The sequence below is a fragment of the Protofrankia sp. CiP1_Cm_nod1 genome, assembly GCF_920888515.1.
Classification (GTDB): Bacteria; Actinomycetota; Actinomycetes; order Frankiales; family Frankiaceae; genus Protofrankia.
This window is the reverse complement of sequence record NZ_CAKKTM010000409.1, coordinates 1-7072: the sequence shown is the minus strand read 5'-3', so window position 1 is coordinate 7072 and position 7072 is coordinate 1. Positions and strand designations below refer to the sequence as shown.

Sequence of the window (7072 nt, the reverse complement as noted above, 5' to 3'; positions counted from 1 at the left end):
GTGTATAAGAGACAGGTTCCTGGGGGTGCGCGGCCGCCGGCTCGACCCCAGGACGGTCCGGCGCATCCTGGCCGCCCGGACCGCTGCGGCGGACGGGACCGGGCCGGTCAGCCCGCACGACATCCGCCACTCCGCGGCCACGCATCTGCTGGAAGGCGGCGCGGATCTCCGGTCGGTGCAGGAGTTCCTCGGTCATGCCAGCCCCACCACAACACAGATCTACACCCATGTCACGCCGCAACGGCTGCGTGCCGCGTTCGAGCAGAGCCATCCGCGGGCCTGACAGCCGGGGAGCGCCCGGCTGCCCGGCAGCGGAGGGCCCGGCTGCCCGGCAGCGGAGGGCCCGGCTGCCCGGCAGCGGAGGGCCCGGCTGCCCGGCAGCGGAGGGCCCGGCTGCCCGGCAGCGATGGCAGACGATCCCGCCCGGGGCGGCCGGCTCACCCGAGGGGCAGCAACCGCGGTGAACGGCGCCGCAGCAGACTGAGTGGATCGAGGTAGCGGGCCCCTTCGAGCAGGCCCCAGTGCAGGCAGGCGGTGGCGGGGCAGCCGGGATGCCCGGCCACCAGCCGGCCGATCGGCTCGCCCGCGGCCACCGTCCGGCCGGCCGCCACGGTCGGATCCACCGGCTCGTAGGTCGTCCGCAACGATCCGTGGCTGACGGCCGCCACACCTCGTCCGGCGATCGTTCCGGCGAACGTGACGACGCCCCGGCCGGCGGCCCGCACCTGCGTACCCGGGGCGGCCACCAGGTCGACGCCGCGGTGGCCGGGGCCGTACGGCGACGGCGGCGGGCTGAAGGGGCGGCCGAGGACGAGCGGCCCGTCCAGCGGGGCGCGCCAGAGCGGGTCTGATGATGCCGCGACGGCTCGCCCTGGTGACGCCGGGCCCGTGCCGACGCCGCTGTCGAGCACTGCTGGCTGGGTGGGAGCCGGCCGGGTGGGAGCCGGCTGTACGGGGGAGGTGGCCGCTCGGGTGCCGTAGCCGGTCAGCGGGTGCGGCCACCCGGTGGCCACCAGGGCGAGCAGCGCGGCCGTCAGCAGCAGGAGAAGGAACGGGCGGTGTCGGGACGGCGGGATCATGGCGCCTCCGGGGGCGTGCGACGTGCGGGCCCGGGAGCCGGGGCGCGCCCGTGGCGGCCCGCGTCCGCTCCCGCTGCTGCCACGGTGACCGGTGCGGGCCCGGCGGTCACGGCCGGGCGGCTGCCTGTGGACAACCCGCCTGTGGACAACCCGCTGGGGGGCGGCGCGCGGGTGGGCGTAGGATTGGGGAACGGCTCGAACCATCGAGCTGAATCCACACGCCCTTCTCCGCCCGCCCTTCCGGTGCGGCTGGAAGGCTCCCTCGGTCCGCTGCCATCCGCGGCGGTAGGGGCCAGCAGGGCGTCAGGGGCCCTGGCCACTGGCCGGGGCCGGTAACCGAGGTGCGTCGGTACCCCCGGCGCAGAAGGGAGCGACGAGCCGTGGCCGTCGTCACCATGAAGCAGTTGCTCGAGAGCGGTGTGCATTTCGGACACCAGACGAAGCGCTGGAACCCGAAGATGAAGCGTTTCATCTTCACGGAGCGCAACGGCATTTATATCATCGACCTGCAGCAGACCCTGTCCTACATCGACCGTGCCTACGACTTCGTCAAGGAAACCGTCGCGCATGGTGGCACCGTCCTGTTCATCGGTACGAAGAAGCAGGCCCAGGAAGCCATCGAGGAGCAGGCGCAGCGGGTTGGCATGCCCTATGTCAAGGAGCGTTGGCTCGGTGGCATGCTTACCAACTTCTCCACGGTGTACAAGCGTCTCCAACGGCTGAAGGAGCTCGAGGAGATCGAGCTGACCGGTGGTACCGAGGTCCGCACGAAGAAGGAACAGCTCGTGCTGTCCAGGGAGAAAGCCAAGCTCGAGCGGACCCTCGGCGGTATCCGGGACATGACCCGGGTGCCGAGCGCGGTCTGGGTCGTCGACACCAAGAAGGAGCACATCGCCGTCGGGGAGGCCCGCAAGCTCGGCATCCCGGTCGTCGCGATCCTGGACACCAACTGCGACCCGGACGAGGTCGACTACCCGATCCCCGGTAACGACGACGCCATCCGCTCCGCGACCCTGCTCACCCGGGTGGTGGCCGACGCCGTGGCGGACGGGCTGGTGGCCCGTGCGGGCGGGGCGACGTCGGCGGACGTCAAGCCGGAGACGCCCAGCGGGGGGGAGCCACTGACCGAGTGGGAGCAGGAGCTGCTGCGGGGGCAGGCCTCCTCCGCCGACGCGTCGGCGGAGGCCGGCTCCGAGGCGCAGCAGCCGGCCGGTCAGGCACCGGCCACGCCGGCCACGCCGGCCACGCCGGCCCACCCCGACTCCGACGCCGTCTCCGTGGTGGGCGCCGCGACCGCCCGGGTCTGACCAGCCGTTTCGGGCGCCGGCCTGCCCGGCCTTCGCGCGCAGCACCCATCAGAGCAGCACGTCCTCGCAGGACCCAGTAGCGACCTTACGGGGCACCAGGGCCCGGCAGCGTGAAGAAAAACGACGATCGCGCTGCCCGGGCGCCCCGGTGGCTCCCACCAACACCAGCAGCCGGATGGAACGAGAAGAGCACCATGGCAGAAATCACCGCCGCTGACATCCGCAAGCTCCGGGAACTCACCGGCGCCGGGATGAGCGACGTCAAGAAAGCGCTCGTCGAGAACGACGGCGACTTCGAGAAGGCCAGGTCCTGGCTGCGGGAGAAGGGTCTGGCGCAGGTCGCCAAGCGGGCTGGGCGCAGCGCCTCCAACGGCCTGGTGGAGTCCTACCTGCACAAGACCGACCCGCAGCTGCCCCCCACCATCGGTGTTCTGCTGGAACTGAAGTGCGAGACCGACTTCGTCGCGAAGACGGACCAGTTCAAGCAGCTCGCGCGGGACATCGCCCAGCACGTCGCGGCGGCGGATCCGCTCTACGTGACCGCGGAGCAGATCCCGAACGAGGTCCTCGAGCAGGAGAAGAAGATCTACGAGGCCGCGGCCCGCGAGGAGGGCAAGCCCGAGCAGGCGCTCCCGAAGATCGTGGAGGGGCGGCTGAACGGCTACGTGAAAGCGGTCGTCCTGCTTGAGCAGCCCTGGGTCCGGGACAGCAAGGTCACCATCCGCGCACTGCTGGAGCAGGCGGGATCCTCGCTCGGCGAGAAGATCGAGGTTGGCCGGTTCGCCCGGTTCAACGTCAGGGCAGCCTGATCCGCGCCGCTTCCGTCGCCGGGGCCGGGGCTGCGGTCCCGGCCGCAGCCTCTCACCGGAGGCGTTTCGTTCCCGCTGTCCGTCATGGGTACGTCCAGGTGTACGTCGAACGAACCGGAGGCGGCGGTCAGAGGTTCTGCGATCCGATCGGGTAGGGCAGACTACTCGCAGTGCATATTCACCGGCCGATGATCGTAGCCGAGGGCGAGGGGGCCGCTCGTGATCGAAAACGCCATCAGGGACACGGAAACGGCTCCACTCCGTAGTGGCGTTGCCGAGGTGCACTGGCGACGGGTGCTGCTGAAGCTCTCCGGAGAGGCGTTCGCCGGTGGCGAGCCACTGGGCATCGACCCGGAGACGCTCGCGACGATCGCCCGCCAGATCGCCGAGGTGAGCCGGACCGGTATCGAGGTCGCGATCGTGGTCGGCGGCGGCAACATGTTCCGTGGCCAGCTGCTGGCCGAGCGCGGTGTCGACCGGGCCCGGGCCGACTACATGGGCATGCTCTGCACAGTGATCAACTGTCTGGCCCTCCAGGACGCCCTCGAGCGCGAGGGCATCGTCACCCGGGTGCAGACGGCGATCGCCATGGGGCAGGTCGCCGAGCCCTACCTGCCGCTGCGGGCCATCCGGCATCTGGAGAAGGGCCGTGTCGTCATCTTCGGCGCGGGGCTGGGAGCGCCGTTCTTCTCCACCGACACCACGGCCGCGCAGCGCGCACTGGAAATCAAGGCGCAGGCTGTTCTCAAGGCCACCAAGGTCGACGGTGTGTACGACGCCGACCCGACGACGAACCCCCACGCGGTTCGTTTCGACACACTCGTCTACGGCGAGGTGCTGTCTCGTGGGCTGAAGGTCATGGACGCCACGGCCATCAGCCTGTGTATGGACAACAGGCTGCCGATCGTGGTTTTCGACCTGCTGACGGAAGGGAACATACTGCGGGCCGTCCGCGGTGAGAAGATCGGCACCCTGGTCAGTGCGGACGAGGGCGGGACGGAAGGACGACGGTGATCGACGATGTACTCCTCGAGGCCGAGGAGAAAATGGACAAGGCGGTCGCGGTAGCGAAGGACGACTTCGCCAACATCCGGACGGGACGGATCACCCCGTCGGTGTTCTCGAAGGTCCTCGTCGACTACTACGGTGCGCCGACCCCGGTGAACCAGCTTGCGTCGTTCCACATCCCGGAACCGAGAATGGTGATCATCACTCCGTACGACAAGGGCTCGCTGGCCGCCATCGAGAAGGCCGTGCGCGACTCCGACCTCGGGGTGAACCCGAGCAACGACGGTACGATCATCCGCTGCGTGTTCCCGGAGCTCTCCGAGCAGCGTCGGCGTGACCTGGCCAAGGTCGCCCGGACGAAGGCGGAGGAGGCCAGGATCAGCATCCGCAACGTGCGCCGGCACAGCAAGGACGCGATCGACCGCATCGTCCGTGACGGCGAGGCCGGCGAGGACGAGGGCCGGCGCGGGGAGAAGGACCTGGACGAGGCGACGCACCGGTACGTCAGCCAGGTCGACGAACTGCTGCGGCACAAGGAGTCGGAGCTGCTGGCGGTCTGACCGACATCGACAGCCTCGACAGCCTCGACAACCAGATGACGTCGTGACCCGCACCGGGCCGGCGGTCGGCACGCCCCGCCCGCGTGGTGTCCGGGCCGGTCGGGACCTGCCGGCCGCGATCGCCGTCGGGGTCGTGCTGGCCCTGGTCATCCTCGTCCCCCTGTTCACGGTCCGGCCGCTGTGGATCGCCGTCATCTGTGTGGCGATGGCGATCGGCACGTACGAGCTGGTCAGGGCGCTGCGCCAGCTCGGGGCGCGGATCGCGCTGCCGCCGCTGGCGGCGGGCACGGCGGCGATGCCCGCGGCCGCCTACGCCGGGGGTGCGTCCGCGCTGGTGGTGGCCCTGGCCGCGACCGTGGTCGTGGTGACGGCGTGCCGTCTCGCCCACGGGGGCGACCACCTGCTCCACGACGTGGCCGCGGGGGCGTTCTGCGCGGCCTACGTGGGCCTGCCGGCCGGGTGTGCCGCACTGCTGACCAGCCCGTCGGACGGGTCGTGGCGGATGGCCGCCTGCCTGGCCACCGTGGTGGCCAGCGACATCGGCGGCTATGCGGCCGGTGTGCTCTCCGGCGGCCGGCACAAGCTCGCCCCGAACGTCTCCCCGGGGAAGTCCTGGGAGGGCTTCGCCGGCTCCACCGTTACCTGCGTGCTCGTCGCCGGCACCCTGATGGCCGGGGCCCTGCACGCCGCCGTCTGGCAGGGGGTGCTGCTCGGCCTCGCGGTGGTGTGCACCGCCACCGTTGGTGATCTTGGTGAGTCGCTGCTCAAACGGGACATCGGCATCAAGGACATGGGCACCCTGCTGCCGGGGCACGGCGGGATCATGGACAGGCTGGACTCGGTGCTCTGCACTGTCCCCGTGGCCTGGCTGCTGATCACTGTTTTCGTGCCGCCGCCATGACCTGGCACACTGGACGGGCCATGGCCCTCTCCTCCTCCGCCGCCCCGTCCGTGCCGGCCCGGCCGCTGCCGCTTGTCGCCGCGCCCAGGCCGCGCCCGCCCCGCCATCTCGCGGACCTGACCACCGCGCAGCGGCGGGAGCTCGCCGTCTCGCTCGGCGAGCCGGCCTTCCGGGCCGACCAGGTCGCCCGGCACTACTTCGCCAGGTACCTGCGCGCGGGCGACGCCGAGGCGATGACGGATCTTCCCGCCGCCTCCCGCCCGGTGCTACTGGACGCGTTGCTGCCCGCGCTGCTGACCCCCGCCAAGGTCATGACCTGCGACGCCGGGGCCACCCACAAGACGCTGTGGCGGGCCTTCGACGGAGTGCTGATCGAGTCCGTCCTGATGCGCTATCCGGACCGGGCCACGGTCTGCGTGTCCAGCCAGGCCGGGTGCGGCATGGGCTGTCCGTTCTGCGCCACCGGCCAGGGCGGGCTGACCCGCAACCTGTCCGCCGCCGAGATCGTCGAGCAGGTGGTCGCCGCGGCCGGGGCCGCCGCTCGCGGCGAGCTCGCCGGTGGGCCGGCCCGGCTGTCGAACGTGGTGTTCATGGGCATGGGGGAGCCGCTGGCGAACTACGCCACGGTGGTCGCGGCGCTGCGGGCGCTGACCGCCCCGCAGCCCGAGGGCCTCGGGCTGTCCGCCCGCTCGGTCACCGTCAGCACTGTGGGGCTGGTGCCGGCGATCCGCCGGCTCACCGGGGCCGGTCTGCCGGTGACGCTGGCGGTCTCCCTGCACGCGCCCGACGACGAGCTGCGGGACAGCCTGGTCCCGGTGAACAGGCGCTGGCCGGTGGCCGAGGTGCTCGCCGCCGCGTGGGAGTACGCCGAGACGACCGGCCGCCGGGTCAGCGTCGAGTACGCCCTGATCGACGATGTCAACGACCAGCCGGAACGCGCCGACGCGCTGGCGGGCCTGCTCGCCGGCAGGCTCGTCCACGTCAACCTGATCCCGCTCAACCCGACCCGGGGGGTGTCCTGGCAGGCGAGCGAGCGGCGTCGGGAGCGCGAGTTCGTCCGACGGTTACGGTTACGCGGTATAGCGACCACCGTCCGTGACACCAGGGGGCGTGACATCGCGGCGGCCTGTGGGCAGCTCGCCGCCGACGCCCCGACCGGGCCGGATACGGACAGGCCGGACAGGAGTGCCCGTGCCGACAGGTGAGCGCCGTCCCGCCCGCCGGGTCCCGTCCCGTCGCTCCCCGCTGTGGGCGCCGCTCGTCGCGGTGGCCGGGGCGGTAATGATCGTCGCTGTGCTGGTCCTGTACGCCGGCGGGCACGGCGGCGGCACGGTCACCGAGGCCGGGCAGCGGGACGGCGCGGCGGGCGGCCCTGACGCCGCCAGCGTGCTGCCGGGGGCCGTCGGCC

8 protein-coding genes and 1 pseudogene are annotated in these 7072 nt (G+C 71.8%); 8 read left to right on the top strand and 1 reads right to left on the bottom strand.

Annotated features, from left to right (window positions below; translation table 11 throughout):
- Positions 1 to 283, top strand: a 283-nt coding sequence (locus NBX02_RS18515) for a tyrosine-type recombinase/integrase (protein ID WP_250292402.1), incomplete at its 5' end; no start/stop codon positions are given.
- A 154-nt stretch (positions 284 to 437) separates the two neighbouring features.
- Here NBX02_RS18515 and NBX02_RS18510 read toward each other — a convergent pair.
- Positions 438 to 1076: a M23 family metallopeptidase gene (locus NBX02_RS18510; protein ID WP_445548521.1), complete on the bottom strand. Its 639-nt coding sequence runs from the start codon at positions 1074 to 1076 to the stop codon at positions 438 to 440.
- A gap of 383 nt (positions 1077 to 1459) precedes the next feature.
- Between NBX02_RS18510 and rpsB the strand changes: the two genes are divergently transcribed.
- The 7 genes and pseudogenes from rpsB to NBX02_RS18475 all read left to right on the top strand — a co-directional run.
- A complete protein-coding gene (rpsB, locus tag NBX02_RS18505) occupies positions 1460 to 2386 on the top strand; it encodes a 30S ribosomal protein S2 (RefSeq protein ID WP_250285135.1) in 927 nt (308 codons plus the stop codon).
- 194 nt (positions 2387 to 2580) lie between these two features.
- A complete protein-coding gene (gene tsf / locus NBX02_RS18500; protein WP_250285134.1) occupies positions 2581 to 3195 on the top strand; it encodes a translation elongation factor Ts in 615 nt (204 codons plus the stop codon).
- Positions 3196 to 3429: 234 nt separating this feature from the next.
- On the top strand, positions 3430 to 4209 hold the full coding sequence (gene pyrH, locus NBX02_RS18495; RefSeq protein ID WP_250285147.1) for a UMP kinase: 780 nt from the start codon (positions 3430 to 3432) through the stop codon (positions 4207 to 4209).
- Entirely contained in the window at positions 4206 to 4763 is a 558-nt protein-coding gene (gene frr, locus NBX02_RS18490; RefSeq protein ID WP_250285133.1) for a ribosome recycling factor, read from the top strand. The genes pyrH and frr overlap by 4 nt, the downstream gene beginning before the upstream one ends.
- Before the next feature lie 43 nt (positions 4764 to 4806).
- Positions 4807 to 5664, top strand: coding sequence for a phosphatidate cytidylyltransferase (locus tag NBX02_RS18485; protein ID WP_250285132.1), 858 nt, complete (start codon positions 4807 to 4809; stop codon positions 5662 to 5664).
- Positions 5665 to 5684: 20 nt separating this feature from the next.
- Positions 5685 to 6869, top strand: a complete 1185-nt coding sequence (gene rlmN / locus NBX02_RS18480; protein WP_250285131.1) for a 23S rRNA (adenine(2503)-C(2))-methyltransferase RlmN — start codon at positions 5685 to 5687, stop codon at positions 6867 to 6869.
- A pseudogene (locus tag NBX02_RS18475) lies at positions 6856 to 7072 on the top strand (hypothetical protein); the annotation flags it as partial. The gene rlmN and the pseudogene NBX02_RS18475, both read left to right, overlap by 14 nt.

Bases quoted from the DNA above. Each gene is read 5' to 3' on its own strand.
- tsf (WP_250285134.1), top strand. From the start codon at position 2,581: ATGGCAGAAATCACCGCCGCTGACATCCGCAAGCTCCGGGAACTCACC.
- rlmN (WP_250285131.1), top strand. From the start codon at position 5,685: ATGGCCCTCTCCTCCTCCGCCGCCCCGTCCGTGCCGGCCCGGCCGCTG.